At 64.6% G+C, this 24825-nt stretch carries 29 protein-coding genes; 14 read left to right on the top strand and 15 right to left on the bottom strand.

Annotation, left to right across the window (positions count from 1 at the left end; all coding sequences use genetic code 11):
* Positions 1-126 precede the first annotated feature (126 nt).
* Positions 127-1425 (top strand): hemolysin family protein, encoded by a 1299-nt coding sequence (locus F8G81_RS05775; RefSeq protein ID WP_267278054.1) that lies wholly within the window; start codon positions 127-129, stop codon positions 1423-1425.
* A 10-nt stretch (positions 1426-1435) separates the two neighbouring features.
* Here F8G81_RS05775 and F8G81_RS05770 read toward each other — a convergent pair whose 3' ends face one another.
* Positions 1436-2170, bottom strand: a complete 735-nt coding sequence (locus F8G81_RS05770) for a hypothetical protein (RefSeq protein WP_267278053.1) — start codon at positions 2168-2170, stop codon at positions 1436-1438.
* 77 nt (positions 2171-2247) lie between these two features.
* On the opposite strand from F8G81_RS05770, the gene F8G81_RS05765 reads away from it, so the two are divergent.
* The 4 genes from F8G81_RS05765 (at position 2248) to F8G81_RS05750 (ending at position 4798) form a co-directional block, all read left to right on the top strand.
* Entirely contained in the window at positions 2248-2889 is a 642-nt protein-coding gene (locus F8G81_RS05765) for a TetR/AcrR family transcriptional regulator (protein WP_267278052.1), read from the top strand.
* A 145-nt stretch (positions 2890-3034) separates the two neighbouring features.
* The gene (locus F8G81_RS05760; protein WP_267278051.1) at positions 3035-3391 is read left to right on the top strand and encodes a VOC family protein; all 357 of its coding nucleotides are present in this window, start codon (positions 3035-3037) and stop codon (positions 3389-3391) included.
* Between the two features lie 82 nt (positions 3392-3473).
* Positions 3474-4295: an alpha/beta fold hydrolase gene (locus tag F8G81_RS05755; RefSeq protein ID WP_267278050.1), complete on the top strand. Its 822-nt coding sequence runs from the start codon at positions 3474-3476 to the stop codon at positions 4293-4295.
* Positions 4292-4798, top strand: coding sequence for a methyltransferase family protein (locus tag F8G81_RS05750; RefSeq protein ID WP_267278049.1), 507 nt, complete (start codon positions 4292-4294; stop codon positions 4796-4798). The genes F8G81_RS05755 and F8G81_RS05750 overlap by 4 nt, the downstream gene beginning before the upstream one ends.
* A 127-nt stretch (positions 4799-4925) precedes the next feature.
* On the opposite strand, the gene F8G81_RS05745 is transcribed toward F8G81_RS05750, so the two are convergent.
* Positions 4926-5609 carry an excalibur calcium-binding domain-containing protein gene (locus F8G81_RS05745; protein ID WP_267278048.1) on the bottom strand — a complete coding sequence of 228 codons (684 nt, stop codon included), beginning with the start codon at positions 5607-5609 and terminating at the stop codon, positions 4926-4928.
* A 41-nt stretch (positions 5610-5650) separates the two neighbouring features.
* Entirely contained in the window at positions 5651-6892 is a 1242-nt protein-coding gene (locus F8G81_RS05740) for a GmrSD restriction endonuclease domain-containing protein (RefSeq protein WP_267278047.1), read from the bottom strand.
* 400 nt (positions 6893-7292) lie between these two features.
* Here F8G81_RS05740 and F8G81_RS05735 point away from each other — a divergent pair, with 400 nt between their 5' ends.
* Positions 7293-7616 carry a hypothetical protein gene (locus F8G81_RS05735; protein WP_267278046.1) on the top strand — a complete coding sequence of 108 codons (324 nt, stop codon included), beginning with the start codon at positions 7293-7295 and terminating at the stop codon, positions 7614-7616.
* A 68-nt stretch (positions 7617-7684) separates the two neighbouring features.
* Here the strand turns inward: F8G81_RS05735 and F8G81_RS05730 are convergent, their stop codons facing one another.
* Positions 7685-8359 carry a DUF6308 family protein gene (locus F8G81_RS05730; protein WP_267278045.1) on the bottom strand — a complete coding sequence of 225 codons (675 nt, stop codon included), beginning with the start codon at positions 8357-8359 and terminating at the stop codon, positions 7685-7687.
* A gap of 142 nt (positions 8360-8501) precedes the next feature.
* Complete coding sequence (locus F8G81_RS05725) at positions 8502-8936, bottom strand: SRPBCC family protein (protein WP_267278044.1); 435 nt, start codon at positions 8934-8936, stop codon at positions 8502-8504.
* Positions 8937-9100: 164 nt separating this feature from the next.
* Between F8G81_RS05725 and F8G81_RS05720 the strand changes: the two genes are divergently transcribed.
* The gene (locus tag F8G81_RS05720) at positions 9101-10339 is read left to right on the top strand and encodes an MFS transporter (protein WP_267278043.1); all 1239 of its coding nucleotides are present in this window, start codon (positions 9101-9103) and stop codon (positions 10337-10339) included.
* Between the two features lie 56 nt (positions 10340-10395).
* Here F8G81_RS05720 and F8G81_RS05715 read toward each other — a convergent pair whose 3' ends face one another.
* The 3 genes from F8G81_RS05715 to F8G81_RS05705 form a co-directional block, all read right to left on the bottom strand.
* Complete coding sequence (locus F8G81_RS05715) at positions 10396-11199, bottom strand: hypothetical protein (protein WP_267278042.1); 804 nt, start codon at positions 11197-11199, stop codon at positions 10396-10398.
* 352 nt (positions 11200-11551) lie between these two features.
* Positions 11552-12214, bottom strand: a complete 663-nt coding sequence (locus tag F8G81_RS05710) for a hypothetical protein (RefSeq protein WP_267278041.1) — start codon at positions 12212-12214, stop codon at positions 11552-11554.
* Between the two features lie 140 nt (positions 12215-12354).
* The gene (locus F8G81_RS05705; protein ID WP_267278040.1) at positions 12355-13392 is read right to left on the bottom strand and encodes a helix-turn-helix transcriptional regulator; all 1038 of its coding nucleotides are present in this window, start codon (positions 13390-13392) and stop codon (positions 12355-12357) included.
* A gap of 119 nt (positions 13393-13511) precedes the next feature.
* Between F8G81_RS05705 and F8G81_RS05700 the strand changes: the two genes are divergently transcribed.
* Entirely contained in the window at positions 13512-13910 is a 399-nt protein-coding gene (locus tag F8G81_RS05700; RefSeq protein WP_267278039.1) for a DUF1304 domain-containing protein, read from the top strand.
* 30 nt (positions 13911-13940) lie between these two features.
* On the opposite strand, the gene F8G81_RS05695 is transcribed toward F8G81_RS05700, so the two are convergent.
* Positions 13941-15131 (bottom strand): serine hydrolase domain-containing protein, encoded by a 1191-nt coding sequence (locus tag F8G81_RS05695; protein ID WP_267278038.1) that lies wholly within the window; start codon positions 15129-15131, stop codon positions 13941-13943.
* A gap of 141 nt (positions 15132-15272) precedes the next feature.
* On the bottom strand, positions 15273-16196 hold the full coding sequence (locus F8G81_RS05690) for a 2-hydroxyacid dehydrogenase (protein WP_267278037.1): 924 nt from the start codon (positions 16194-16196) through the stop codon (positions 15273-15275).
* Positions 16197-16329: 133 nt separating this feature from the next.
* Between F8G81_RS05690 and F8G81_RS05685 the strand changes: the two genes are divergently transcribed.
* Entirely contained in the window at positions 16330-16683 is a 354-nt protein-coding gene (locus F8G81_RS05685; protein WP_267278036.1) for a hypothetical protein, read from the top strand.
* 115 nt (positions 16684-16798) lie between these two features.
* On the opposite strand, the gene F8G81_RS05680 is transcribed toward F8G81_RS05685, so the two are convergent.
* Positions 16799-17335, bottom strand: a complete 537-nt coding sequence (locus tag F8G81_RS05680; RefSeq protein ID WP_267278035.1) for a hypothetical protein — start codon at positions 17333-17335, stop codon at positions 16799-16801.
* Positions 17336-17678: 343 nt separating this feature from the next.
* Between F8G81_RS05680 and F8G81_RS05675 the strand changes: the two genes are divergently transcribed.
* Positions 17679-18026, top strand: a complete 348-nt coding sequence (locus F8G81_RS05675; RefSeq protein WP_267278034.1) for a VOC family protein — start codon at positions 17679-17681, stop codon at positions 18024-18026.
* Between the two features lie 50 nt (positions 18027-18076).
* Here F8G81_RS05675 and F8G81_RS05670 read toward each other — a convergent pair whose 3' ends face one another.
* Entirely contained in the window at positions 18077-18658 is a 582-nt protein-coding gene (locus tag F8G81_RS05670; protein WP_267278033.1) for a dihydrofolate reductase family protein, read from the bottom strand.
* A gap of 280 nt (positions 18659-18938) precedes the next feature.
* Here F8G81_RS05670 and F8G81_RS05665 point away from each other — a divergent pair, with 280 nt between their 5' ends.
* The 3 genes from F8G81_RS05665 (at position 18939) to F8G81_RS05655 (ending at position 21437) form a co-directional block, all read left to right on the top strand.
* The gene (locus F8G81_RS05665; protein WP_267278032.1) at positions 18939-19553 is read left to right on the top strand and encodes a TMEM175 family protein; all 615 of its coding nucleotides are present in this window, start codon (positions 18939-18941) and stop codon (positions 19551-19553) included.
* A gap of 151 nt (positions 19554-19704) precedes the next feature.
* Positions 19705-20181 (top strand): MarR family winged helix-turn-helix transcriptional regulator, encoded by a 477-nt coding sequence (locus tag F8G81_RS05660; RefSeq protein WP_267278031.1) that lies wholly within the window; start codon positions 19705-19707, stop codon positions 20179-20181.
* Positions 20178-21437, top strand: a complete 1260-nt coding sequence (locus F8G81_RS05655; protein WP_267278030.1) for an MFS transporter — start codon at positions 20178-20180, stop codon at positions 21435-21437. Before F8G81_RS05660 ends, F8G81_RS05655 begins: the two co-directional genes overlap by 4 nt.
* Positions 21438-21456: 19 nt before the next feature.
* On the opposite strand, the gene F8G81_RS05650 is transcribed toward F8G81_RS05655, so the two are convergent.
* Positions 21457-22149 carry a TetR/AcrR family transcriptional regulator gene (locus tag F8G81_RS05650; protein ID WP_267278029.1) on the bottom strand — a complete coding sequence of 231 codons (693 nt, stop codon included), beginning with the start codon at positions 22147-22149 and terminating at the stop codon, positions 21457-21459.
* A 66-nt stretch (positions 22150-22215) separates the two neighbouring features.
* Here F8G81_RS05650 and F8G81_RS05645 point away from each other — a divergent pair, with 66 nt between their 5' ends.
* Entirely contained in the window at positions 22216-22659 is a 444-nt protein-coding gene (locus F8G81_RS05645) for an SRPBCC family protein (protein WP_267278028.1), read from the top strand.
* A gap of 40 nt (positions 22660-22699) precedes the next feature.
* On the opposite strand, the gene F8G81_RS05640 is transcribed toward F8G81_RS05645, so the two are convergent.
* Positions 22700-23539 (bottom strand): sucrase ferredoxin, encoded by an 840-nt coding sequence (locus F8G81_RS05640; protein WP_267279133.1) that lies wholly within the window; start codon positions 23537-23539, stop codon positions 22700-22702.
* Positions 23540-23618: 79 nt separating this feature from the next.
* The gene (locus tag F8G81_RS05635) at positions 23619-24824 is read right to left on the bottom strand and encodes a cupin domain-containing protein (protein WP_416377108.1); all 1206 of its coding nucleotides are present in this window, start codon (positions 24822-24824) and stop codon (positions 23619-23621) included.
* Position 24825 lies beyond the last annotated feature (1 nt).

The raw sequence follows: 24825 nt of genomic DNA, 5'->3' as shown, positions 1-24825 counted from the left end.
GCCTGCGGCAATGCTCCGATCCTACCGTCCCTGCTCCTGACTACCGCTCACTATCCAGTGGCCAGTCTGCCCAAGAACTTAGCCGCAGGGCATCGAGGCAATCGGCTAATTCGGTAGTGTCAGTTCATGGACAGCGACACACTGGTCAATTTCCTGTTGGTCCTCTTTTTTGTGCTGCTGGGCGGAGTCTTCGCCGGCACGGAAATGGCCTTGGTTTCCCTCCGCGAGAGCCAGGTGCGCCGGATGGAAAAGGCCGGAAAGCGCGGCGCCCGGATCGCAGCCTTGGCCGGGAACCCCAACCGGTTCCTCTCCACCGTCCAGATCGGTGTCACGCTCTCCGGCTTCTTCTCCGCCGCCTACGGCGCCTCCACCATCGCGCCCGACGTCGAACCCCTCCTGGAAGGTCTGGGCCTTGGTTCCGCGGCGGAACCAGTGGCCTTTATCTCCATGACGCTGCTGGTGGCCTACCTTTCCCTGGTGCTGGGTGAGCTGGTGCCCAAACGGCTGGCCATGCAGAGTGCCGTCGGCTTCACGAAGGTCCTTGCCCCGCCCCTGAGTGTCCTGTCCGAACTTATGCGCCCCGCCGTCTGGCTGCTGTCGGTGTCCACCGACGCCGTCGTCCGGCTGTTCGGCGGCGATCCCAACACCCGCCAGGAGAGCGTCAGCTCCGAGGAACTGTGGGACATGGTGTCCCAGAGCGACGACCTGGAAGAACACAGCCGCAGCATCCTCACCGATGTGTTCGGCGCCGGGGACCGCTCACTGCAGGAGGTCATGCGTCCCCGCACAGCGGTTACCTTCATCGACGGCTCTCTGACGATTGAAGCTGCACGCAGCCTGCTCAGGGACGGCCCGTTTTCGCGCTACCCGGTGATCGACAGGACTCCGGACGACGTCCTTGGTTTCATCCACATCCGCGACCTCATGCCCCGCGATAAAGAGTACGACCAAGGCATAGTGAAGGACATCGCCCGGGAGATCCTTCCGCTGCCGGGAACCAACAGGGTGCTGCCGTCGCTGTCCCGGATGCGCAGACTCGGCCAGCACATCGCGCTGGTGGTGGACGAGTACGGAGGCACGGACGGCATCGTCACCCTGGAGGACCTGGTGGAGGAACTGGTGGGTGAGATCTACGACGAGTACGACAACGGCACCGACCCCGAGGACCGCGTCACAAAGGCCAACGGATCAGTCGAGGTCGACGGCGGCCTGATCCTGCAGGAGTTCGAATCAGCGTCCGGCATCGAATTGCCCGAAGGCCACTACGAGACGGTGGCCGGGTTCGTCATTGACCGCTTGGGCCGCCTCCCCCGGACCGGCGACCAGGTGGAGGTCGCAGGCCACGTCCTCACCGTGCTCGCGATGGACCGGCTGCGCATTGCCCGGATCCGGGTGACGCCCGCGAAGGGGCAGCCGCAGGAGTAAGCAGTTGGAGTCAGGCTATTGCGGTGGCCGACCTGCGCCGTTCAGTTGGCCGTCGACGGGTGCCGGCACCAAGGAGGACGACGGAGACTGCGGCGATCCAAAAGAACACGGGCTGGAAGGAAACGATGAACAGCGGGATCTGGGTGACGAGCACCGGACGCAGAATGCTCACGATCCCGACGGCGACTCCTGCCCAGGCGAGCCACTTCGGCAGACCGCCGGCTCGGAGGGAGGCCACGCTGACAGCGACGATGACGATGCCCAAAGCCACTTGCCCTTGAGCGATCACGGTAGACCATAGGCCCTGCATCAGAAGAGCAGAATTAGCGTCGAGGTTGTAGTCGGGAGTTGAACGCAGAACTACGGCTATTCCGGTCGATAGTGTCTCCGACACCAGCCCGGCGGCGAGAAAAACTGCTGAGCCAACGGACACCACCCCGCTCACCCAATCCGAAACGTTTGATTGGTCACTGACGCGGCGTAGCCCTGCGAAGAACCCGATTCCAAATACAAAGATGAGGTTCGAAAGGGCGAAGAAGACCAGCATCTGATCGACGTTCGTGCCGTCCTCCAGGTAGGTAGCAAGCTTCCCGCCCGCTCCCGCCTCCCAGTAACTCGGCATTCTCTGCAGAGCCACCGAGAGTGGGCCATTCACCAGGATGGCCCCAACCATCCCGATGCCGCACCAGCCGGTAAGGCGGCGCGCGGTGCCGTCCAGTAAACGGTGTTCCGGTAAGGTCGACATGGCCCACTCCTCGTTATAGTGATGCTCTAATGAATGAAGTTATACTCCACTCAATGGGTTATGGCTATACTGACTTCATGCCTTCCCCCCGACCAACCCACCGGCAGCGCCAGGCCCAGGAAACCAAGGACCGCATTATTGCCGCCGCCCGGTCGCTGATGGCGGCGAAGGGATGGGCAGCCACCACCATCGACGCCATTGCTTCAGAGGCTGGCGTAGCCACCCAGACGATCTACGCTGCGTTTGGAAATAAGCGTGCCCTGCTCGAAGGCATGCGGCACACAATGCTGCGGGACTCGAAAATTCCTGAACTGATGGCCCAAGCCGCGGCCGAGCCGGATGCCTCCCGCCGCCTGGGCCTGTGGGCGCAACTGGTGCGCCAGCAGATGGAGACGAGCTACGACGTCATCTCCATACACCGCCAGGCCGCAGCGTCAGATCCGAAAGTTGCCGCCGCCTACCGCAAAGTGCTGGACAACAGGGCGCGGACACTTGCGGACTTTATCCACAGCCTGCGTGCCGATCTCGCGGCCAACATCGACGAAGCGACCGCAAGCGACCTCCTGTGGTGCTTCTCGAATGAGGAAATTTACCGGGAACTCGTCGAGGAACGCGGCTGGTCAGCCGACCGCTACCAAGAATGGCTTGCGGCGACCCTCGTGGCGCAGCTGATCACCCCGCAGGCCAGGCAGCCGGATACTCTCACGGCCGAGACCTAACTGATCATGAGTCCTGAGCGGTTCTCCTCACCGGTCAGGGCCAGTGGATCCTGCTCGGGCCGTGGCTGTCTAGTCCTTCGTTGTGCGCTGGCTTTCGACATCGTGCAGGTGGTGAACTCCGTCGTGCAGCAAGTACTGTCGAACAGTGATCGGACGAGTTGATGAAGTCGTAGTGGATTGCCACAACCCCGCCGGGCTGGCCGAGTTCTGGTCCTTGGTGCTCGGCGGCGAGCCTGTGCACCGGAGCGATGCCTGGTCCTTTATCGATCCCCCGGGATGGACGCGACTGGCCTTCCAGCGAGTCCCCGAAGACAAGCAGGGGAAGAACCGCCTCCATATCGACGTGTACGTGGACGATGTGCCGGCTGCGGCCGCAGCGGCTGAAGCCCTCGGAGCTGTCAGGATCGGCACGATCCACAAAGATTCCGTCGGCACCTTCCAGGTGCTCCAGGATCCAGAGGGCAACGAATGGTGCGTTGTCCGCTCGGCTTCAGAAGGATGACCACCAAAGGCTGGATCCGGGCCTGCCCCTCGCTGCCCTGAGCCCAGGCGACAGCTAATTCAGCACCGCGTACCCTGAAGCTATGGAACCCGAAGTCCGGGACCTCCGGCTCCGCACAGGCATCACCGTGCCATGCCTCGTTCACGGCGAGGCAGACGCTCCCCCGGTTCTGCTGCTGCATCCATGGGGCGAATCCCGGCGGACCTTTGACCGGCTGATCCCCCTGCTAACGGGTTTCCGGGTTTACGCCCCCGACCTCCGCGGCCAAGGCGAAGCGGACAAACCGAGGGACGGCTACTCTTTGGCCGAACAGGCCGACGACGCCGCCGCGATCCTGGACGCGCTCGACGTGACCCGGGCGTCCGTCGTCGGCTCCTCCAGCGGTGGATACGTGGCCCAGCAACTCGCCGTCGTCCATCCTGAAAAGGTTGCGGCGCTGGTGCTGGTGGGCACTCCAATGAGCCTCCACGGACGGGCCCCTTTCGCTGACGAAGTGGACGCGCTGACGGACCCCATCGACGAGGCGTGGGTCAGGGATTCCCTCTCCTGGTTTCGCCTGCTGCACGACGTTCCGCAGTGGTTTCTTGAGGACCGCGTGCGGGACGGAGTAAGGATGCCTGCCCACGTGTGGAAGGCGGTTTTGGACGGCCTCGCCGCCGCCGTGCCGCCCACGGAAGCGGGAACCATCACGGCACCCACGCTGATTCTGTGGGGCGGCGAGGACAACCTTCTCCCACCTGGCGACCAGGACAAATTGGCCGCGCGGATCGCGGGCTCGTCGGTGAAAACGTATCCGGATGTGGCGCATTTGGTCCTCTGGGAGTGCCCGGAGCAGGTCGCCGAGGATGCCACCACGTTCTTCCGCTCGCTCGCTGGATTACCCAGGCCATCGGACGCGCCGTGACGGGCCGCTCCGCAGGCTCCCTGACCACGCGCCTAAAGGAAGCCTACGAAAACATTCCGCTGCCGGCGCCCACCGTGGCCGCGATCGCCTTGGATCTCCTCCTTCACCGGCTTCGCCCACTGCCGCTTCCCGGCCCCTGTTTCCTCCACCGGACGGCGGGGGCCGGACTGGTGCTTGCCGGCGTCGGCCTGAATCTTTGGGCCCTAACTGAACGCCGACGCCGGTCCGCCGGCACTTTCGCGCTGGAGGAACCGGAGGAACTGGTCACCAGCGGCCCTTACGCGATCAGCCGCCATCCGATGTACGTGGGCTGGTGGCTCATCCAACTGGGCGCGGGGACCATGGCCGGTTCATCCTGGGTCCTCGTGACGCTGCCGGCCGAATTGCTGGTGGAACATCCCTACATCCTCGATGAAGAGGCCACGCTGGCCGAGCTCTTCGGGCAGTCCTACGTTGATTACGCGCAAAAGGTTCCGCGCTACCTCGGTTACTCTCGGGGATAGGCAGCCCGGTTCCCCGGCGATGGTGGCGTTGCGCTGGCGTCAGAGGGGCGTTAAGCAGCAGAAGTGCCACGAAAACCTTCCACAGAGAAGGTTTCCGCAGCACTTCAACCTCTAGGTAAGGTGGCGGCTAACTTTCACAGGCAACGCCGTCTTTATCCCGGTCCAGGGCTGGCCGGTAGCCGGCCTGCCCGGCAAAGAGCGGCGCCGCACCGGCGGCCTTGGCGTCAGCACAGCTGCCGTAGTATGCGGCGGCGGGAGCCGGAGCAACGGGAGCCGGAGCGGGTGCAGGTGCTTGTTTGGCAGCCTGCTGTGCTGCAGCCTGCTGGGCCGCCGCCTGATCGGCAGCAGCCTTCTGGGCCGCGGCCTGTTCGGCTGCCAGCTGCGTGGCAGCCAGATCAGCTGCTGCCTTGTCCGCAGCGGCCTTCTCAGCCGCAGCTACTTCGGCGGCCGCCTTTTCAGCGGCTGCCTTTTCAGCTGCTATCTCATCAAGGTGTTTGACGCCGAGGTGGACCGTGGAACCCTTTGCCGCTTGGGTACTTCCTGTGGGGTCTTGGGAGGTCACCTGCCAGTTCTTCTCCACAATGATCGACTTGCCGGCGACGGCGTCCACAGCCTCGACCTTGAACCCAAGATCTTCCAGTTGATCCGTGGCCTTATCCAGCGCCAGGCCCGTCACATGTGGAACCGTGACAGCATCTACAGCCACGGAAACAGCGGTTGCAGTTTCTGACGGCGGTGCCGCCGTCTGCTTGCCACCGCAGCCTGTCAGCATGAGGCCGGTCAGCACAACTAAAGTCAGTGTCTTTTTCATTTTTCCCCCTAGGAATTTGAACTTGGAGTGATGAGGTTTGGCTAGCTCTCGCAGGCCACGCCGTCGGAATCGCGGTCAAGCGCGGGCCGGTAGCCGGCTTGCCCGGCATAGATCGGCGCGGCCCCGGCAGCCTTGGCTGCCGTGCAGTTGGCGTAGTAGACAGCAGCCGGCGCCGCAGGGGCAGGTGCAAGTGCAGGTGCAGGAACAACCGGTGCCGGAGCAACGGGAGCCGCCACCACGGGGGCCGGCTGAGGTGCGGGGGTTGGAGCCGGTGCCGCGGCCGGGGCCTGTTCGTTTGTTGGGGCGAGCTGGCCTGAACAGTCGGCCAGGATCCTGGCCATCGCGTCGTGTTCCGCCTGGGTGACCCACAGGCTGTACGTGGCCTTCACGGAAATCTGGCGGGCGACGTACTCACAGCGGAAGCCCTTGTTGGGCGGCATCCAGGTGGCGGCGTCGCCGTCGCCCTTTTTCATGTTGGTTGGGCCATCCGTCGCCTGGAGGTTCAGCGGATCGTTGGCAAACGCCGTACGCTGTTCTGTCGTCAACTGCTGCGCGCCCTTCTGCCAGGCGTCGCTGAGGGCAACCACATGGTCAATCTGGACGGCGCTGCTGGTGGCAGTCCCGCGCAGGAAACTGATGGCGGTACCCGTGTAGGGGTCCGCCAGCATCCCTGACTGCACCTTGCACGGAACGCTGTTGGTGTAGGTGATGGCTGTCAGGTCGCGCTTGAGGGTGTCGTTCCGGGTGTCGCAGCCGTTGCGGTCGACGTCTGCCCAGGCCTGCCCGAAGAGAGCACGGTCATAGCCCGTCTTGGGTGCCCGGCCCTTGATGGGAAGGGTGGCCAGCAGGTCGATCGCCTTCGTCGCGAAGGCGGGCTGAGTCTTGGGAGCCGCAATGCTGACGCCCTGTGCGACCAGGTAAGGATTCTCGGGATCAAGCGGCGCGCCGCTTGCCTGCGCAGTTGGAGCGGACGACGGCGGCGGCGGCGCTTTGACACTTGCGCTCGCTTTCGCTCCGGCTGCCGAGGAGTTGCTTTCAGCGGCGGCGGCCGACAGGTCTCCCGCGGGTGTGCGCGGCAGCGAGACTCCGCCGGCAATAAAGAGTGCACAGGACACAGCCAGGGCGATGGCTCCAGCCTTCCGCTTGGCCGGCAGCCATGCCCAGGAACGGCGTCCGGTGGCAAGGACATAGAGCCCGGTCAGGGCGGCCGAGATGGCCAGGAAGACCAGCGCACCTCCAAGACCGCCCGTGAAGGCCCCAAGGATCATAAAGAGAGCCGTCATGCCTCCGACAAGAAAGTGGAAGCGCGTGGCTTGTTAGGTGGTTTGGGTCCCGGCCCTGGCCCTGGCCCCGGAGCAGATTGTGCCGGCCCCAGAAGACTCTCATAGTTCGACAATTCTTTCCCCCATTGATAAAGCCCCGGCAATTAGCCGGACCTTCTTCATTCGACAAATGCGCCGACGCCGAGCCTATTTCTCAGAAAGCCCGCCCCACCGAAACTTCGGCGATCCTGGGACAACTTTGAGTAAGTCCTGAGCCGATCTTGATCGGAGCCCGTCGCAAATGGTCGTATAAGGGAAAAGCGATATATAAAGATCGTTTGCACGCCTGATTTAAGCGTCGGTGACAAAGCCTTTCCTCCCACATAGCGAGTGCCCACAGGATCGGCGGGATAATGAAGGCATGGCCTATCACGATCAGGACTGGGACCCTTGGGATGAGTTCCACAGGCTGCGGCCTGCCCCGCCGGACCTTATCGGTGGACACCCCGGCGGAGAGCCGCTGGGCTTCGGCTTCCGCACCGGTGTGCGCAGCGCAAGAGTGGCCTTGGGGTTCGCCGTCTATGCTCTGGTCCTCGGAACCGCCCTGGTCCTCACTGGAGCGGTGGTCTTCATCAGCCAGGGCCAGTGGCTGCTGCTGGGACTGATGGTGCTGATCGAGGCCGTCTTCGTCTTCGGCTTTATCCGGCTGGTGAAGCAGGCCCGCAACCGCCGCTCCGCCGGGTAGCCGGGGAGCGGCAGGTCAGGCAAGCAGCCAACCCATGATGGAGGCGCTGCACCGAGCCCGGCTCACCGTCAGCCTTCATCCGGCTCATCGACGCTCTCCGGACCGACCGATCCTTGACTCCCATGCATCCAGAGCACCACGTCGAGAATCCGAAGGAGTGAGAGGCCGTGCAGCCCGGTTGTCGAGCGCAAGGTCTCCAGCCGTCTGACAAGGTCACCGTCTGTGGCAAATGCGTGGTGCCATGCCCGCCAGGTCCCGTCCGAATTGTTGAAACCTGTAAGCCCGGCAACAACAGAATCGTAAATGGGGATCAACCCGGGACGCTTGCGGGCCATGAGCTTGCTTGCCGTCGTGGCTCCAATGCCCCAGCGAGTGCTCTCATGCCTTCGAAGGAGCCGCCAAAGACGCAGCGGCGGCGTTTCATCGCCAAAGTATCGGTCGTGTTCGTCGAAGGGGATGTCTTCAATGGACAGGTCAGGCGGAATGTATCCGAGAAGAGTTGTGATCTTGCTGGAGTAATCACCAAGCAGCCCTAACGCGGCCCGTGCCGGTACGTGTTTGGACAAGCAGGCTACAGCTATCAGATCGTCCGCGGTCAAAGCGTTGGGCTCGTTGATGCCAAATGTATCGAAGTGGGCGCCTGTGAACTCCTTACCTTCCCACTCGCCGAGCCCGTAATAGCGCTGCAAGTACGTGCGCGCTGCTTCGTCGGGAATTTCTTCAAATGCACTGGAGATTGTCATGGTTGTCCCCCATTTGACTGGTTCCGAAGTCTGGTTATGCCGCGCGGCAGTGAGCCCGGGGACAATCTACTCCCCAGAGCGCGGTCAGGGGAGGGCTTCGGTATGCTCAAGCAGCAACGGTTCGGTCTTGCTCTCATGACCGCTACCGCGCTTCCAGAACTGCCTTGAGGCTGGCCAGCTGCGCCACTTCCTTCTCCATGGTGCGCTGGATCAGCGGCGCCAGGAGCCGCATGGGACCTTTCGGCTGGAAGTCCAGGGTGAACCCGACATTTGTCCCGCCGGGCACCGGGCTGAGGTGGTACTCCCCGGCGGGCCGGGCGGGTCCGGCCACCACCTGGAAGCCCATGTGCTTGCCGGGCTCCGCAGCGGTGATCCGGTAGTCGCCGTCGATGGGCCGGCCGCCGGGACCAGCGAGGGTCTGGCGGTAGACGGCGCCAGCTGCTCCGGCTGTGCCGCTCTTCAGCGAAATGGCCTGGACCCCTGACCGCCAGGCAGGGTTGTTCAGCCCGTCCGCGAGAAAGGCGTAGACGTCCTCCGGCGGGCGGTTGATGGTGGTCTGGTTCTCGGCGTGAGCCATGGCTCCCCCTGACGGATCGGTGTTTCCTGCGGCGTCTTCTAAGTGTCGCTGCTCACGGCCAATGTGGCGGAAGAACACCTCTTTAATCCGGTAAAATTGGTGGAGGAATTGTTCGGCCGCCGAGCCCGGTTCCGCCCCTCCCCCTTGAATGGAAACACCCCCTCATGTCCTCCGCGATTTCCGCGCCGGCAACCCAGCGTTTCCCGCTGGCCGCCATGATGGTTTTGGCCACCATCGCCTTTACCGCCATCACTACCGAACTCCTCCCCTCCGGCCTGCTCCCCCAGATCAGCACCGGCCTGAACGTGTCCGAGCCGGTGGCCGGGTACCTCGCCGCCGCTTACGCCGCCGTCATCGTCATCACGGTGGTGCCCGCCGCCCGGCTGCTGGGCAAGGTGCCGCGGCGGCCGCTGCTCGTGGCGCTCGTCCTGACGTTCGCCCTCAGCAACGCCCTGGTGGGCCTTGCACCCAACTTCACCGCGGCGATGATCGCCAGGCTGGTGGGCGGCCTGGCCCACGGACTGCTCTGGACCACCATGGCCCCATACATCGCACGCGTGGTCCCGGCCGACAAAGTGGGTAAGGCCCTGGCCTTGGTCTTCAGCGGCAACAGCCTGGGCCTGGCCATCGGCGCCCCCATCGGAACCGCGCTGGGCGGCTTCCTCGGGTGGCGCGCGTCGTTCCTGTTCCTGGCCGGCTTCGGTCTGCTGCTCGCCGCCCTGGCCTTCTGGCTGCTCCCGTCCGCCCGGCGCGCCGCCGGCGAAGCCCGCCCCTCACTCCGCAAGGCAATCGCCCAGCCAGGCGTGAAGTCCGTGGCCATTGCGTGGCCGCTGATGGTCATGGCCCACTTCGCACTCTTCACCTACATCGCCCCGTACATCCGCGGCGCCGGCCTCCCCGACTACGCCATCAGCCTCTCGCTCACGGTCCTGGGCGTCTCCGGCCTGGTGGGCATCTGGATCGCGGGCCTCACCGTGGATTCGCATCCCCGCCGTTCCATCCTGATCACGACGGCGGCAATCGCCGTCTCGATGCTCCTGTTGCCGTTCGTGGGGGGCAGCCTTCCGTTTGCCCTGATGCTCGTCACCATTTGGGGCGCCGGACTGGGAGCCATCGGCATCTACAACCAGTCAGCCATCCTCCGGGCCGGCCGCGAAAACAAGGACGCCGCCAACGGCCTCACGGTCCTGACCATCCAGCTGGGCATCACCATCGGTGCCCTCTACGGCTCCGCCGCCCTGGTGGTGGCCGGACCGCTGCTGGTCCCGGCCGCGGCGGCACTCCCCGTCATCGCGGCGCTGCTGGTCACCATCGCCGGCAAGCAGGCAGCCTACCCTCCAGGTCCCCGCGAATCCGTGTGGAAGAGCCCGCGGCCCATTAAGGAAACCCAGGGCACACGGTAGGTCACACGGCAAAGCCCCCGCAATGCTCCGGGGGCTTTGCCGACTTCCCTTAAGTGTTACTGAACGGCGACGAAAACCTTGTCACCGAACATGCCGGGCCTGACGGCGAGGACGCCTTGGCCTGCAGTAGCGGTGGGCACTTCGATGGCTTTGTTGCCTGTTGCGGTGCCGTCCTTGTAGAGCGCGCTCGTGGTGTCAATGGGCTCCGGTGCGACCACAAGCTTGTCGAGTCCATTCACCGTGGTTCCGTTTGCAGTGACGTATTCGACAGAGACGAATGCAGCCATTTGTCCATCAGGGTCATCGCCGATATAGGTGGCGGAATAGTTCACCATGATGTACTCCGACCCCTCAGTCGGCCGCTCGTTGAATTGGTTCGCGGCAACAACGGCATCCGACGCCGCGAGGGTGACCGAGTTGATCACGACCCGCCAGTCATCGGATTCGATGACGGAGCCTATCGGCGACGGGTTCTCGCGTGTTCCAGCTTCTGCTGCCGTGCCTTGCAATCCTGAAACTTTGATGTCGCCACTGCCCAAAGCGTTGTCGAGCGACGTCCCCACCGCGGCAAAGAACACCATGAACCCGACGATCGTTCCAACGATGGAGGCGATCAGTGCAGTGACGCCCATCCACTTAGCTTTGTCCTTGAGAAACAGGGAAACGAGAGCCAGAACAAATGCGATCGGCAGGAGAATCCAGCCAACGATGAGTGCTCCTGGGGTACAGGCGAAAATGAAGCCGAGCACCGCTGCGATGAGCGCGATCAGCCCGACCACGTTCAACTGCTTTTTCGCCTTCGTCGGCTGGGGCGGGAGCATCTGCGTTGGCGGCCCATAACCCGGCTGCGCGATATACATTTGCCCAGGCTGCCCAGGTGCCGCTTGCTGATAACCCTGTTGGTGTGACATATATTTCCCCCAAATTTTGATTAATGTGTTCGAAATTCGATTTCAGCCAGCGCGCCCGGTGTCAGCAGTGACCTCGACGAGAATGAGCTTATTTGTTTTGCCCCTCCATGCCGCGGTATTGGGTGAATCCTCGCTCAACATTCGGGCTTTCTTGAGCGGATCCTGATATTTCGTGGCGCCTTTAGGTTTTCTACCTGCATTGCAAGAGTGGTCGGTTTAGGGCATTGTGCAACTTGCCCTCCATAGAGCGGAGGTGTCACTGCCCAACCCCGGCCCGCGTAACCGCAGCGGAAGCTACCCGTCAGCCGGCCGCCTTGGGGAAAGTTGCGGGTGCAGCATCGTGGTGCAGTTTGTGGGAAAAATACCGTCCGGCGCGGAAATACCAGTACGGCCAGGCCACCCAGGCTGCGGCACCCACTGCAGTTCCTGCCCCCATGAGCGCCGTCCGCAGCCACTCCGGACCCTGCGACGCGTAGCCTATGCCCGCAATCGGCAGCCCGACCAGCATCGCACCGCCGATGGCCCGTCCCAGCCTTGAAAGCGTGCGGGGATACTCATCCACCTTCTGAAGCCGGTTATGGATCAAGTAGAACCAGGCGCCCTGCAGCGTAATGGAGGCTATCGAGATGGCCGTGGAGGAGTTGAAGTCCAGGACTTTGAAGACCAGCAGGGCCGAACTCGCCGCGCCCGCCGCACAGGAAGAAACGGTGACCCATTTGATCGGCTCCGTCCACGGCGCGGGCGGCACCCGGCGGTGGACTTGCAGGATGACCGGGATGACCACAGCGTTGAACACCGCGCCGGTGGCGTCATTGATGGTGCCAAATACAAATGGCCCGCCACGCGGAACTTCGACCGCAAACATAGCGCCCAGCGTTACTACGCCTATGGCGCCCGTCGCCGCGGCTGCGTACGCGAGGCGCGAGGCTGTCCTGTCTCCGGGGATTTCAATTAGCTGGTCCATGCTGCCCTCCTGTTTTCAGGACGCATCCAATAGGTTCCCAGCAATTCCAATCGTAGGCGGGTACTCCCGCCGAAGGCAGTGCCCCTGTAGGAAATCAGCAGGCCTGATTGAGCACGGGCTAAGGTGTAGGCCCAGGATTTTCACACAAGCAGCTTCGCCACAAGCTCTCCCCGGCTGCCCACGCCCACCTTGGCGAAGAGCGCCTTCAGGTGGTCGTGCACGGTGTGCGGTGAGATGAATAGATGCCGCCCGATCTCTGCCGTCGTACTTCCCGACAGGACTTCCAGGCAGACGTCCCGCTCGCGGACGGTGGCCCCGTAGGCAGCGAGCAGCAGGCTGACCAGGCCGTGAGTGGTGGCGGGCTCCACGGTGACCACCATCTGTTCGGGGTCATCGCCCGTGATGAGGCGGCTGGCCTGCAGCACCACCCAGCTGCCGCCGGCGTCGCGCATCCTGGCCCGGGCGGTTCCCGACGGCGCCGCGTGCGCCTGCGCCACCACCGTGTACAGCGTCATGCTGAAGCGGCCGGGCGCCGCGTCCTCCAGCTCGGCCAGCCAGGACGTGGCCGCGGGAGTAGCCGCCTGCAGTTCACCGTGCGGGCCTGCCAGGACAATCACGGGCCCGACGGCGGCTGGCCGGGCCTGATGCGCTGCCCGCACCGCCACCCGGCTGGCGGCGGCCAGGGTGGACGCCACGGCGCCCAGGAATTCCACCTCACGGTCGGAGAAATCGTGCCCCGCCTCGCGGAAGAGGCTGCCCACCCCCCAGCACGCGTCGTCCACACGGAAGGCCGCGCGCAGCTCATGGTCAAGGCCTAGCGGCAGCAGCAGGTCGTTGATCCGCACGCTGCGGACTACTTCCCGGTGTGGCGCATCGGAGATCCTCGCGACGGGCTGCGGCCGGCGCAGCAGCTCGGCAAAGGTGTTGGGTTCCCGGCCGGTGTATTCGGACTCCGCGAAGCGGGCGGCGTACTCGTCCGTCACCGGCCACGGGCGCCAGTTGGTGACGGACGTCATGCCCAAAGAATCCGGGTCGACGCCGGCCCAGCAGGCCTGCTCGAACGGCACCGTTTGCCGGACAATAGCCATGGCCGACGCGTAGAGATCAGCCATGTCCAGTCCGCTGGTGGCCAGGGCCGCAATCTCCCGCCGGGCACGCTCAGCCCGCTCCTCCCACATACCTCCAGTATCCGATCCGCGGACCGGACCGCAATCCCCCAAACTGGGGAATTCCGAAGCAAGCGAAACCCCTGCTGAGGGGATCGCGGCGGCCCGTGCCGGCGTCGTACGTTTCCCCCATGAATGCTGTAACCCAGGTTTTCGCGGTGCTGGCCGCACTGATCCACATCGCCGTGTTTCCGCTGGAGAGCTTCCTGATGCACCAGCCGTGGGCGCAGAAATTCCTCAGCACTCCGCCGCAGAACGTGCCTGCCGTCATGATGTGGGCCATCCCCACAGGGTTCCGCAACCTCCTGATCGGGCTGGGTGTCATCGCCGGGGTGGTGGCCGTCAACATGGGCTACGCGGTGGTGGGCTACACCCTGGTCATCTATTGCTGCGCCAACATGGTGCTGGGCGGGTCCACCATGCTGCTGGCAGACGCACTGGGCCACTACCCGCGGAAGGGTGAGAGCATCCCCGGCACGCTGGGGGCAACCCTCCCGGCGCTGGTGGCACTGATCGCACTGGCCTTCTGACCAGCGATTGTCCGCCGCACTACGTAATCATCAGCAGGCCTGATTGAGCGCTTCCACCGCCGTCCGGGCCATCTCCAGCGCCTGCGGGTCGTCGAAGCCAATCAGGTCCGGCTTGGGAGCGCGGGCCACAGCCATGGCAATCTGCCGGGATCCGTCGGCGCTGATTAGTGCGAGTGCAGCGTAGCCACGCACCACTCCGACGTGGCCATAGTAGTCGTTGTTGGAGCACGGATCGTAATGCCGTACCAAGCCCAGACCGAACTGCTCGTACTTGGGGTGGTGCATTTCCGCCAGACTTTGAGGGGTTACCAACTTTCCCTTCTGCAGTGCGGCGAAATAAGCGTTGAGTTCGGGGACGGTGGAGATCAGGCCCGTATCAGGTGACCCGCTGTGGAATGGAGCCAGCGCGTTATCCACCAGCTCGCCGCCCTCGGTCCGTGTGTACCCATGGATCAGGTTCTGCGGCCCCGGCTCGGAGCCCGTCATCAGGGTGCCCTGCAACCCCAGCGGCTTCACGTTATCGGCGAGGATAACGGTTCCGATGTCCTGGCCGCGCAGCTTTTCCACCAGCAGGGCCAGGGCCGAGTAGTTGGTGTTGGAGTAGTTGTACAGGCTGCCCGCTCCCCGGCCCCACCGGACAGCGGCGGCGAATGACAGACGTTCCTGATGCGTAAAGCGCCGGTTCCCAATATCGTTCGGTGTCTCCCAATAGTGCGGCATCCCGGACCTGTGGCTGAGCAGGCTGCGGATGGTGACAGGCCCGGGCGGCTTGATGATGCTCTCGAACTCAGGCAGGTACTCCTGGATGGGATCATCCAGCTGGATTTCTCCCTCCTCCACCAGCTTCATCACCGACACAGCCACCATGGTCATAGTGATGTCGCCGACGTGCGTCTGGTCGGTCAGCTGCACAGGATCATTGGTCTCGAGGTTCCGGACTCCCTCAGCCGAGGACCATTCCCCCACCCGGGACTTCATCTGGATCACGACGGCGGTGGCTCCTCCGGCGCGCAGGTCCCGGCTGTATTTGTCCAGCCCGGAGGCGAACGCCGGCGCGGCAGAGGCGGTCGCCGTGGCGTTTACAGACGCGCCATTCGGCGTCGGGGATTGCTGGTCGGGCGGGTCCGGCGCACCGGTGCAGCCTGCGAGCGCGGCAACCAGGGCAACCGCAGCGGCGGCGGCACGGCGGACAACGAGGAAGCGGAAATCTGCTGCGTGCATCCCTCGTCCTTTCGAGACGCCGTTCCGCAGCTGAACTTCCGGGAGACCGCCAGTTGCACCGGCATTTCGATGTTCCTCAGGCCGCGGCAGGATGTCAAGGGCACCACGAATGCCTCAGGACTGTCCCGCCCAACCAGCTCGCTACCGCCCGCCAAGCACCACGTTCACCGGCTCCTGCCCGGCGAGCATCAGGTCAACCTGCCTGCCGATCAGCCGTGCCACCCGCGGCAGCATGGCCGAGCTGGCCCCGCCCACGTGCGGAGTGATCAGAACGCCCGGAACGGCCCAGAGGGGGTGGTCCTGCGGCAGCGGTTCCGGATCCGTCACGTCCAGGGCTGCCCGGAGCCGGCCGGATGACGTCTCGGCGAGCAGAGCCTCCGTGTCGGCCACCGGCCCGCGCGCCACGTTGACCAGGAGGGCGCCGTCAGGCATTGCTGCCAGGAACTTCCGGTCCACCAGCTGGCGGGTCTGCTCGCTCAGGGGAACGCTGACCACAACAATCTCGTGCAGCGGCAGTTGTTCGTACAGCTCATCAATCCCGTAGATCCTGCCGTGCCCGTCGTCGCGGCCGCGGCTGGCCATTCGTGTAACCTCGGTTTCGAAGGGCAGCAGCCGCGCCTCGATGGCCTTTCCCACTCCCCCGTAACCGACCAGGAGCACCCGCCGGTCCGCCAGGCTGGGCCGCTGGCTGTTCGCCCACGTGCCCGACGCCTGGTTCCGGACAAAGTCCGGGATACCCCGCTGGCTGGCGATCATCATGCCCAGGGCGAGTTCCGCCGTCGAGGTTTCATGGACGCTTGCCGCATTGGCGAAAAGGCAGCCCGCGGGCAGAACTGCCTCCACGCCGTCGTACCCTATCGACTGGCTCTGGACCAGGCGTGCGTCCACGGACTCAAGCGCGGCCAGGACCCCCGGCCCGCGCATGTACGGCGGCACCACAATGTCCAGCCGTTCGGCCGGGGCGGGCCCGGAAAAGTCCCACAGCAGGAACTCGACGCCGGCGCGCGGCTCCACGGCATCCATCAGCTTTTGGTCGGGCAGGCTCACGCGCAGGCGGGTGGACACAGGGCGTTCCCTTCATCGGAGGCGGGCGTTGGTGCTCCCCCCTAATCTACCGACTGCCGCCCAGCAGGCACCGCCTCGGCTCCGCTTATAGACTGCTGGGGTACGTGTCCCTCGACCTATTTAGGAGAAGTTCATGAACTACAGCGGAAGTCCGTCCGAGAAGCCACTGGCAGCCGGTGACCTTGACCGGAGCCACATCGGCCATACTGTCAGCTTCCAGCCCAACGACTTCACGGTGGTCTTCGGAACGCTCGCCGGGATCGCCCGGACCGACGCCCAGGTGTATCTGTCCCTCCAGGGAGTGGGCGGCGGCACCCACCTGAAGGACGAGTACGACCTTCCCGTTACCCAGGAGGTCTACCTTCAGCTGGATCCCATCAGCAGCGCCGGCAAGACCCTCTCCGAGGCGGAACGGGTGATCAAGGAGAAGTTCGACGAGATCAAGAAAAACCTAATGGACCGGGACCAAAAAACCGGTTCCGAGTAGCCGTACCTCTTAGGTAGCGAAGAACCCCGCAACGTTAGCGTTGCGGGGTTCTTTCGTGATTTGGGGGCGGGTGCCCGCGTTTTGTGGGCAGTCGCTTTCCCGGTTCCGCCCTGAGTCAGGCCTTGAGCGGGTAGGGCTCGATGTCGTCTCTTTCGTCGCTGAACTCACGAGGGGCGTCGGGATCCACCTGGACCATCAGGTTCTGATGAACCGAAACCCAGCCCTCAGCTTCCAGCATCCCGCTGTCGAACTGATCTGGAACAAGCACTGCTTCCCTGCCGTCGGCGTCCCACACATACGTCAGCACATCCCTGCCGTCGATGAGCTCTCCGCATGCGGCTTCCCAGCCGCCGTCCTCCATGACCGCTACGGCGATCAGGCAGAAACTGGCCTCGTCGTAGGCGCTGGGGGCCGCAAAGTACTTGGTGTTCTCGTACATTCCCAGGAAGCGGGCGTTCTCCATCTGCATGTCCGAGGACATGGATCCGAAGTCACCGGCCAGGACGTCCCGCTCGGACGCCGCCCTGTCCAGCACCTTAAGGGTTCCCGGCTGCGGGACGAACAATGCCATCGCGAGGAAACCCAGCGCAGCGCAGGTGCCCACGCCCAGGACAGCAGCGAGGGCGACGATGAGTTTCCAGCCACCCGTCACGCTGTACAGCCAGTGAGTGTCACTGTTTCGACGACGGCGGTACCGGTGTGCGAAGTGGGTGGATGATTCATGCGCTGCCCCCTCAGGCTGATTGATCTTCCTGAAGGTTACACCTGCTCCTGGCCTGCAGCGGCGGGTTCAGTCCGTGCGGTCACAAGACGCCCCGGCTGGCTTAGCCCGACAAAGAATTCCACGCAACCGGCGTCTTGCCAAACGTGGGAGAACATACGGCAATCGTTTTCCTCAATCCTTGTGGCGGTACTCATCGCCGTGCAATAGTAAGCAGCATCAGCCATCGGGGCACCGCGGCGATTCACCTCTTTGACGACCCAAAGGACCCGGCATGAACCCGATAGCTGCTCAGATAGGCATGGTTTTCATTCCGGTCAGCGATCTTCACAAGGCCAGGGACTGGTACTGCGACGTGCTGGGGGTTCCTGCCGATGGGGAGATCCTGCACGACCACCTTTACGTCCTTCCCATGGAAGGCGCGGGGCTCATCCTGGACAGCAAGATCTACTCCCGGGACGCCGTCTTCCAAATTGCCGCCGTCGTTCTCAACACGAGCGATATCCGGACGGCGCACCAGCACATGAAGTTAAAGAGTGCCGAGGTGGCGGACATCCAGTTTGATAAATGGTTCAACTTCAAAGACCCCGATGGAAATCTGCTGATGATCTGCCAGAACTAAACTCGTCCAAACGGCCTGGCGCCGCGCCGATCAAGCTTTCCGAAAATTGGTCAACGGCGCACCTGAAAGCGCAGGTGAAGGACCCTGTTGCCCTGAATCACCACGTCAGGATCCTCCAACAGGTGCTGCGCCTGGAGCGACCCGAAGTATCGCTTGCCGGACCCGAACACGACGGGGACGACGTCCATGCGCACCTCGTCGATCAGGCCCGCGGCAAGCACCTGGCCACCGACGTCGCCAGCGGCGACCTCCACCATGCGCTCGCCCGCAAGCTCCTGCGCCTTGGCCACGGCTGCCTCGACGCCGTCGACGAAGTGAAACGGCGCCTCGGGGTCCCAGCCCTCGGGCTCGGGCCGGTGCGTCACGACGACCACGTGGTCGATCCCGCCCGGAGGCTTCCCGTCCCAGCCGTCCGTCATGTCAAAGACGTGGCGGCCGACGATTGTCACCCCGATCTGGTCCCAGTACGGCCGCGTGTAGTCGTAGGACGTCTGCGACACTTTCAACGCGCCGCTCTCGTCCAACGGAACGTCACCGCTGGTCAACCAGTCGAACAGCGGTCCGGGCTGGTCGTTCTCGTCCGCGATGAAGCCGTCCACCGACACCGAGCTGTACATGACCACCTTGCCCACGGGGCTCTCCTTTGCTTGGGGGTGCGCCCAGATTAGCGTGTCGCGCGCTCTCGCTCTAGAAGAAATCAATCGGCCGGCAGCGGCCAGCTATCCAGCGTGTAGCCGGGATCCTCCACTGCGGGTGCTTGACGGGGTCTTGAACTGGCAGCCACACTCCCCTCAGGTGCTTCAACACATGCGGGACCGCCTTGAAGACCTCAAGCGGCAAGGCATCGAGGCCATCGAGGCCATCGACTGAACTATCGCGCAAGGGCGGCTGCTCGAGGGAAGGAATTGCGGTTTGGATAAATCGGTTCCGCTTGAACGCATGGTGTTCTTCAGCGACGCGGTGTTCGCCATCGCCCTGACGCTCCTGGCACTGGACCTGAAGGTTCCCGCAGGAATTCCACCGGAACGGCTGACTGCCGAACTCATCGACGGAATACCTGAGCTGATCGCCTTTGCGCTGTCCTTCGTGATCATCGCCCGCGTCTGGATGTCCCACCACACGGACTTCTTCCGTATCCGCGAGTTCAACCCGCAGCTGGCGTGGCTGAACATGCTGCTGCTGTTCTTCATCGTGATGGTGCCCGCCACTACCTCAATACTCAGTGATTACGGCGGAAACGCGAGCCCTTGGCCAAGTGTGCTTTACGCCGCCGCCATCTCCGGGGTGTATCTCACGCTTGCCGGCATGTGGACCTATGCCTGGCGCAGGGGCCTGACAGATAAGACGGTGGATGCCCAGGAGCACTGGCGGGTGTTCCGGGGCAGGATGACCGCGCCGGCCGTGTTTCTCCTCAGCATCCCGGCCGCATTCATCCTGACCAACAACACTCCGTACCTGTGGTTCCTGATCCTTCCCGCCGCCTTCATCTCACGCCGGATCTCCCGCCGGCAGGCTGCCGCGCGCTGACCGCCTGAAGCGTTGACCGGTTGACGCGCTGAACCCCCGATTGCACCCTTCCCACATCAGGAGCATAATGGTTAGCGTAGCTAATTAGCATTGCTAAGTATTTGACGAGGAAGAGGGGCCGGGACGCACGGCCAAGAGGAGCAGCGGCATCATGAGCACCATCGAAACGGCGGACCAAGGGACTGCGGACCAGGAGGCGTCGGGCCCCACCAGGCCGGACGTTCTGGCGATTGACCTGCGGACGGCCGTGATGCGCACGTCCCGCCGGCTCCGGGTCGAAGCAACCGGGGACGTCATCACCCCCGGGCAGTACACGGTGCTGGCCCTCCTGAACGGCAATGGCCCCAGCACCCTCCGCGCACTCGCCGAAAGCGAGCATGTGCAGGCCCCGTCCATGACGCGGATCGTCAATGCCCTCTCCGACCAGGGCTTCGTTTCAAGGTCCGCCCACCCCGACGACGGCCGGCAGGTCCGGGTGGACATCACCGACGCCGGCAAGGACGTCCTGGCCGAAGCCCGCAACGAGCGGACGGCGTGGCTTGCCCAGCGTTTGGCCGGGCTCAGCGAGGAGGACAGGGTCATCCTCAGCCGCGCCGCCGGCATCATGCAGAAGATGAGCGGCCGATGAGTGCCATGTTCCGGGCCCTGGAGAACCGCAACTACCGGATCTGGGCCGGGGGTGCGCTGGTGTCCAATGTGGGCACGTGGATGCAGCGGATCGCCCAGGACTGGCTGGTCCTGACCGTCCTCACCAACTACTCAGGTGCCGCCGTCGGCCTCACCACCGCGCTGCAGTTCCTGCCCATGTTGCTGCTGGGCCCCTACGGCGGGGTGCTGGCCGACCGCTACCGTAAACGCATCATCCTGCTCTGGACCCAGCTGGCCATGGGTCTGACAGGCTTGGCCATCGGACTCCTGGTGGTCACCGGCACCGCCCAGCTGTGGCACGCCTACCTGGCTGCCCTTTGCCTGGGCATAGCCAGCGCCATAGATGCCCCGGCACGCCAGGCGTTCGTCTCCGAACTGGTGGGACAGGACAACATTTTCAATGCCGTGGCCCTGAACTCCGCCTCCTTCAACACCGCCAGGCTTACCGGCCCCGCCGTCGCCGGTGTACTCATCGCCTGGGTGGGTACCGGCCCGGTCTTCCTGCTCAACGCGGCCAGCTACGCCGCCGTCATCATCTCCCTGTTCCTCATCCGCACCTCCGAGCTGGTGCCGGTGGCCCGGTCAGGCGGCGGCAAACACCAGGTGGCCGAGGGCGTGAACTATGTGCGGCGCCGCCCTGACCTGGTGCTGATCATGGTCCTGGTGGGCATCCTGGGCGCGTTCGGCATGAACTTCCCCATCACCAACGCGCTGATGGCCACCACGGAGTTCGGCGTCGGCGCCGGCGAATTCGGACTGCTCGGCTCCATCATGGCCGTCGGCACCCTCGCGGGAGCACTGCTCGCGGCGCGGAGGGCCGGACCGCGGCTGCGCTTCCTCCTTGGCGGGGCGCTGGGGCTGGGGTTCTTCACGCTGGTGGGCAGCGTCTCGCCGTCGTTCTGGCCGTATGCGGTTCTCCTGATCCCCGTTGGCCTGGCGTCCATCACGTTCCTGAACAGCTGCAACACCAGCATCCAATTGTCGGTGGAGCCGCAGTTCCGGGGGCGCGTGCTGGCCCTGTACCTGGCCGTGCTTCAGGGCGGGACTGCCCTGGGCGCACCCCTGATGGGGTGGATTGGCAGCGAATTCGGTGCCCGCTGGTCCGTTGCAGGCGGCGGCATCGTGGTCCTGCTGGCCGGCCTAGCGGCCGTAATTGTGGTGAGCCGGAGGAGCCGGCTGTCCTTCCGGGGCGCCCTTCGGGTTGCGTTCCGCGGGAACCGGGAGCAGGCCGCTTAGAAGATCGACGACGGCGGCGTCAGGGCAGGTGCGCCGCGAATGAGAGGTCGTCGACCGCTCCCGCCTCAAGCCGGGTCTGCTTCAGGAGTTGTTGAACGAGGGTCTGAAAGAGCCAGGCCTTGTACTGGGGAACGCTCCACCCCGAGTCCTGGACCAGCTCGCTGAAGACTTGGTGCCCGATCAGCAGGACCACAACGTCCGTAGCTCGCTGGCGGTCAAGGTCCGGGCGCAGTGCACCCAGCTCGGCGAGCCGGGCGATGATCCTGGCTTGGCCCGCCCGGCGGCCGGCAGTGACATTGGTCCAGTACTGCTCGACGTAGCTGTCGGCCTCGGTGGCGGCCCGGACCGCTGGCCACAGCGGAGCTGCGCGCTCGAAGATGGCGGTGCCGTGCTCGACGCCGAGCGCCAGCACGCGCTGCGCAGAGGTCGCCGAGAGCATCGCCTGGGCCCAGGGGCGCTGAATGACGGGGGTCGGGTCCTCTTCCCCTGCAGCCGTTACCTCGACGACCTCGCAGAGCAGCTGGCCCTTGGTCCGGAACGTGTAGTAGACCGTCTGGACGGCGACACCGGCCGCGGCGGCGATCTGCTCCATAGTGGTCGCAGAGTAGCCCTGGGAGACGAACATCTCGCGGGCCGAGGCCAGCATGCGTCGTCGGGTCTCCTTGGCACGCTCTGCGCGAGTCTGCTTATGGGAGGGCTTGACTTGGGGCACGTGGAGCAGTCTACTAGAGAAACCACTAGTGGACACTCTAGTGAAAAAGTCGGCCAAGGAGCTCCGATGTCCGTCATCAGAAATTCCGTTGTGATCCGGTGCAAGCGTGAGGACGCGTTCGACTACCTGTCCGACCACCGCGCTGAGCTGGAGTGGAACCCGAAGTGCATGATGATGGAGAAGGTGACCGAGGGGCCTGCCGGGCTCGGCACCAGGTACCGGGCGCAGTGGAAGGGCAGCCCGCTGATCGAAATGGAGACCGTCGCCTATGAGCGGCCACGCACCTGGACGATGCACAACGGAGGGCCACTTGAGGTTACCTTCACCTGCCGCCTCGAACCGGTTCCGGAAGGAACCCGCCTCGACGTGGAGTTCGTGCCACGCCCCCATGGCTGGTTCAGGCTCCTCTTCCCCGTCTTTCTTTTAGTCTCGCGACGCGACGAGGCCGCCAACATGCACCACATCAGAGACGCGCTCGAGCGCCGAGCGCATTCAGCGACGCCCGAGTAACGGTCATAAGAAGTCCTCGGCGCGTCGATCGCCACTGGCTTCAGACTGCCGAGATCGAAGTGAGCTCGTAGACCAGGGCAGAGCTCACCGCCGGCCCGCGGCAGGTCAGTTGGCTGGGTGGTGCGCGGCGGGCGTCCAGTTCAACGTCGACACTCACCGGGTGGGGCGGGCGGCCGGTGATGCGGATCCGCCAACGATCACCGTCGCGGGAGGTCTCGACCACCCTGTAGTCGTTCCGGCCGGCCGGGCCGAAACGTCTGAGCGTGGCCGCGACAGCGGCCTGCTGTGCTGGGACGAGATCCGTGTATCCGCGCAAGTACTCCGCGTGGATACGGCCGGCCAGGTGTTCTTCGACCGTGGCGACGGACGACTCCGCGTCCAGATTCCCGTAATAGACGCCGTCGGGCGCAACCACAACGTTTGCGGCGAACCTGTCACCGCCTACGTGCGAGCATTCCCACACCAGTTCCGGCCAGCGCTCACTCAGTGCACGTCCCACGGGCCGTCCCCACACGGCACAGCATTGGTCACGTTGACCGTGGGTACAGACCAGGATGACGGGCGGATGGCCGGGCGTTCCGGGGAGGCTGAGGGCTGTGGCAATCTCCGCCAGATCCTCGTCCCGGCTCCACGTTCCCCATTGCTGACGATACGCGCCTGAATCCTCATGGCGCAGCACAGCCCAACGGCTCTGACCCTCACGGCGGCGGAGACCGGCTCGCCTCACCAGCAGCACCCTCGCCCGCGCGGCCTTCGCCGCAGAAAGCACGAGTGCTTTGGTCTCAGGCTTCAGGTCAAGGCCCTCGAAGCCATTGAGCGGCCACCCGCCCCGGTACTCGATGAGGACCCACACGACGCCGTGCGACGCCGTGCCTGCAATCGGGTCGCCGCGCAACCGCGCGCCTTCAGAGCAGAAGAAGCGCTCCGTGGCCGCCACCGTGGCGAAGTCACTGGTTGGATCACTGTTCAACGGGAACGAGGACCCCCGCGCGCAACAGTCTTTCAACGAGTTCGACGCCGAGGTCACCGGCGGCGTGAATCTCCCCGTCGAGCAAACGGGTTACAGACGGCAGCTCGGCCTCTGGAAAGTCGAGCCAGCCCACGCGCGTGGTCAGGCGCGATCCCTCTAGCCGTGCCTCCAGTGCATCGCGAAGCCGGACCACAGAGTTGGGATCCAGGCCGTCGACAGCCGCGAGCTGGGCCAGCGGTCCCAGCGGCGCCGGCCGGCCTTGACCCCGCCGGGTGCGGTGGAACAAAGAACTGGTGTCAGCCTCGGCGAGGGCGGCCGCGAGACGCTTACGGACGACGTCGACCTCCCCAATTGGCCCGTCCACGCCCAATGGCAACGTACGGCGCATCTCGGGATCGTCGCACAGCGCTGCGAGCGCGGCCTGCGCCAGCTGTTCGGCCAAGGCATAGCGGGTCCAGCTGTGGATTCCGAGCGTGAGGTGGATGGAGACCTCGCCCTGCGCCTGAGCGGCATGCAACCAGCCACGCGGCAGGTAGAGGACGTCCCCTGGCTCAAGCACCGTATCGATATAGGCCTCGCCTTTCGCGGCCTCGGCCACGGCGGAGCGGCGGTCGGTCCAGGGCTGGTCACGCAGCGGGTCCGGGTGGACCGGCTCATGGATGATCCAGCGCTTGGTCCCCCCAATCTGCAGGACGAAGACGTCGTGGACGTCGTAGTGATCGTCGAAGCCACGGTTCTGAGGCGGCGTGATGTAGGCGTTGGCCTGCACGGGATGTCCCAGCTCGGTGCTCAACCTGCTGCTGAAGTCCGAGACGGGCTCCCAGGTGCGGTGCAGTGCCTGCAGCACCAGCGTGGCACCGTCCGCGAATTTGCGCCAAAGGGCTGTGTCGTCGAGCTGGTCAGAGATGGTGGCGCCGACACCGGCGGGAGAGGTGAATGACGAGTCGGGAAACGTAGTGCCTCCCTTGGCAACGCGGAGGAAGGGTGTGCGCAGTCCGCGGCGGGAGACCAGTTCGTCCACGGCCTGGGCGGAGAACAGATCGGAGAAGTCGCTGGCGCCACGCGTGAGCAGCGCAGTGCGCCCCCAGATGTCGCCGGCGAACCTTTCACGGCCAATGTTGATAAGGCGTGTTTCCAGGACCCCGCCGCTTTCCAGTGCGTCGGGGTCCCGAAAGTCCGTGCGGGTGGTGCTCAAA

Source organism: Arthrobacter sp. CDRTa11, assembly GCF_026427775.1.
GTDB lineage: Bacteria > Actinomycetota > Actinomycetes > Actinomycetales > Micrococcaceae > Arthrobacter.
The sequence above is the reverse complement of the archived record's forward strand: the minus strand, read 5'-3'. Positions and strand labels throughout refer to the sequence as shown.